Source organism: Mesorhizobium sp. M7A.F.Ca.CA.004.06.1.1, from assembly GCF_003999135.1.
Taxonomy (GTDB): domain Bacteria; phylum Pseudomonadota; class Alphaproteobacteria; order Rhizobiales; family Rhizobiaceae; genus Mesorhizobium.
This window is the reverse complement of the sequence record NZ_RZPQ01000686.1, coordinates 1-3,214: the sequence shown is the minus strand read 5'-3', so window position 1 is coordinate 3,214 and position 3,214 is coordinate 1. Positions and strand designations below refer to the sequence as shown.

Annotated in this window: 4 protein-coding genes; 1 reads left to right on the top strand and 3 read right to left on the bottom strand. The window is 64.5% G+C overall.

Translation table 11 applies throughout. The annotated features are described in order from the left end of the window. Window positions 1-34 precede the first annotated feature (34 nt). Both EN906_RS28330 and EN906_RS28325 read right to left on the bottom strand, forming a co-directional pair. Window positions 35-646 (bottom strand): NAD(P)-dependent oxidoreductase, encoded by a 612-nt coding sequence (locus tag EN906_RS28330; RefSeq protein ID WP_127270535.1) that lies wholly within the window; start codon window positions 644-646, stop codon window positions 35-37. Between the two features lie 39 nt (window positions 647-685). Next, window positions 686-1,324, bottom strand: coding sequence for a DsbA family protein (locus EN906_RS28325; protein WP_127272424.1), 639 nt, complete (start codon window positions 1,322-1,324; stop codon window positions 686-688). A 131-nt stretch (window positions 1,325-1,455) separates the two neighbouring features. Between EN906_RS28325 and EN906_RS28320 the strand changes: the two genes are divergently transcribed. Further along, window positions 1,456-2,373, top strand: a complete 918-nt coding sequence (locus tag EN906_RS28320; protein ID WP_127269586.1) for a LysR family transcriptional regulator — start codon at window positions 1,456-1,458, stop codon at window positions 2,371-2,373. 12 nt (window positions 2,374-2,385) lie between these two features. Here the strand turns inward: EN906_RS28320 and EN906_RS28315 are convergent. Then, a partial coding sequence (locus tag EN906_RS28315) for a GMC oxidoreductase (protein ID WP_206529189.1) occupies window positions 2,386-3,214 on the bottom strand: 829 nt, incomplete at its 5' end.

Genomic DNA, 3,214 nt, shown 5'->3' with positions numbered 1-3,214 from the left:
CTCGATTGAGACCCGGCCGCCGCCAGCCGTTCGCTCAATAGCCGACGGTGAAGCGCTGCCTGATGTGGGCCGGCTTCTCGATCTCGTCAACCATGACGATCGCATAGTCCTCGAAGGAAATGCTGCTGCCCTTATCGGAGGCGAGAAGTGTATCCTTGCCGAGGCGGAATTTGCCGGTGCGCTCGCCAGGCACGAACATGGCGGATGGCGACAGGAACGTCCAATCGAGGTCGTCGACCGTCTTCAATCTGTCCAGGAAGTCGGCGCCCTTCTGCGCTTCGGCCTTGTAGATATCAGGAAATTGAGGCGTGTCGACCAACCGCTTGCCCGGTGCGACTTCGAGACTGCCGGCGCCGCCGACGATCAGATAGCGCTTCACGCCGGAGGCGCGCACCGCCTCGATCAGCGTATCGGCATCGCTGTCCAGGAAATGCACGGAGCTGATCACCGCGTCATGGCCGCGGATCAGGTCGGCGAGACCTTGTCTGTCGAAGACATCGCCCTTCCTCGCCGTCACGCCCGGAAGCGCGGCGATCTTTTCCGGGTTGCGCGCAATGCCGGTGACGGTGTGGCCGCGATCGGAGAGTTCCCTGAGAAGGCGTGAACCGACGGCGCCCGATGCACCAATGAGAGCGACTTTTGCCATGTCTGTTTCCTTATTCTTGTTGGGGTCTGGAGGATGGGATCACGCCGCCGCGATATGGGCGACGAGATTGTCGAAGCTGCCGAACAGCGCGTTCGAACCGATGAGCCGGGGCGCATCATTGCGGATGACCGAGAGCGAAGGCACGCCATCGGCATGCAGGCGCTGGAACAGCGCACGGCCACGGCCAACCAGATCGCGGTGAGCCGTCAGCAATGTTTCGGTCGGCGCCTTGAGCATTTCGGCGGCGTCCGCCATGCCGGCGGCGGCGAGCACCTCGGCCACACCGCCGATCGTCACGACATCGCGTCCTTCTACATAGCGCGCATGCTGGATCGTCTTCAGCACCGCAAGCCGGCGGCTGGGATCTTCCAGGCCAGCGGCACTGATGCCGAGTGTGGCGGCATGTGAATCGAGCAGGGTCCCACGGACATTGAGGACATTGTGCCGGTAGGCCGGCGTGAAGGATTGTCCGGTCAGGCGCTCGATGCGCTGGTCGTTCGCCCAGGCATGCGCCGCAAAGCCTTCATCCATCGGACGCGCGCCGGCGCCGGAAAACAGGCCGGTCGGCAGCAGTTCGACGTTCAGGCCGGCGGCCGACAACCGGTCGAGCATCGGAGTGGCGCCATAGCACCAGCCGCAGAGCGGATCGAAAAGATAGGTCACTTCTGAATTGCTCATAGTCGCTGCCATTCCTGCCCGGCCACCGGACTCGTCGAGGCCGTCGCTCATATGTGGCAGACGGCAGCCTTGCGATAAATGGCGCCCAATTATACAAACTGTCTGATCTGATCATACAAAGGGCAGCCAGCTTGGCCGAACTTCTGAACCTCAATCGGCTCGCCTACTTCACCACGGTCATGGAAACCGGCTCATTCACCGCCGCGGCCGACCGGCTTGGCGTCGCCAAGGCCGTGGTCAGCCATCAGATCGGCAAGCTCGAAGAGGAGCTGGGCGCAACGCTGCTGCAGCGCACGACCCGGCGTGTCACGCCGACCGAAGAGGGCCGCCTCTTCTATGACCGCGCGATGATCATCCTGCGCGAAGCGGAGGCGGCCTATGGCGAAATCTCGCGCGGAGCCGTCGAACCGAGCGGAACGCTGAGGCTGACGGCGCCACTCGACTACGGCACCAAGATCGTGGCTCCGGTCATGGCCGCCTATCTCAGAACCTACCCGCATATGCGCGTCGAGGCGATCTTCGACGACGCCGTCAGCAATCTGGTGGACGAGCAGATCGATCTCGGCATCCGCGTCGGCTGGCTCACCGATTCCTCGAACCAGGCGCGGCGCCTGGGGACGATCCGGCAGATCGTGGTGGCGAGCCCTGGCTTCGCGGCGAGCCTGCCGCCCGACGTGACGCCGCGCCAGGCAAGATCGCTGGCCTGGGTCGGCAACACCCAGTTGCGAGGCATCGGCCAATGGCTGTTTTCCAGGGACACTGAGACGGTGCTGACCGAACTCAATCCGGTCATCATGTGCGACAAGAGCCCCGCCGCCCTGGCTTGCGTGCTCGTCGGCATCGGGCTCGGCGTCTTTCCGGATTATAGCGTCAGCGACGATATCGCCGAGGGGCGGCTGGTGCCGGTGTTTGCCGACTGGAGCCTGCCGTCAGGCGGCATCCACGCGGTCTTTCCGCCGGCCCGGTTCCGGCCCGCCAAGGTGCGCACCTTCGTCGATCTGCTCGCGGCGGCCGAGAGACGGCGATCGCGCGGTGTTGCCGCGGCTTGAAGCCGATGGCGGTCAGCGGGCCTCTTGCAGGATCATCTCGGCTGCCTTTTCCGCGATCATGACGACCGGCGAGTTGGTGTTGCCTGAGACGATTGTCGGCATGATCGAGGCATCGACCACGCGCAGCCCGCCAAGCCCGTGAACACGCAGGCCGTCGTCGACCACCGCCATCGTATCCGAACCCATCTTGCAGGTGCCGACGGGGTGGAAGATCGTCGTGCCTATATCGCCGGCCTTGCGGATGAGCTCTTCATCGCTGTTATACTGCGTGCCGGGCAGCATCTCTTCCGGCGCAAAGCGCGCCACCGCCCGGGCCTTCATCAGGCTGCGGACATGGCGCAACGACGCGACGGCCACGCTGCGGTCTCCCTCGGTGGAAAGATAGTTCGGGCGGATCTTCGCCGCCTCCCGCGCGTCGGATGAACCCATATGTACGGTGCCCCGGCTTTCGGGGCGCAGATTGCAGACCGAGACGGTGACCGCGGGAAAGCGATGCAGCGGCTCGCCCAGTCGGTCGGTGCTCAGCGGCTGCACATGGTATTCGAGATCGGGGGTTGCGAGACGCGGATCGCTCCTGGCGAAGATGCCGAGCTGGCTCGGCGCCATCGACAGCGGCCCGCTGCGCTTGAGCGCGTATTCCAGCCCCATCGACGCACGGCTGACCAGATTGTGGTAGCGCTGGTTGAGCGTGGCGGTGTTGGCGACCTTGAAGACGGTGCGGATCTGCAAATGGTCCTGCAGATTTTCTCCAACGCCCGGCAAGGCGTGACGAACATCCACGCCGATGCTCGAAAGCAGGTCGGGGCGGCCCACCCCCGACAGCTCGAGCAGCTTCGGCGAG

What these genes read in the sequence shown, in the direction of transcription:
- EN906_RS28330 (WP_127270535.1), bottom strand. Translation starts at nt 646, where the DNA reads ATGGCAAAAGTCGCTCTCATTGGTGCATCGGGCGCCGTCGGTTCACGC.
- EN906_RS28325 (WP_127272424.1), bottom strand. Translation starts at nt 1,324, where the DNA reads ATGAGCAATTCAGAAGTGACCTATCTTTTCGATCCGCTCTGCGGCTGG.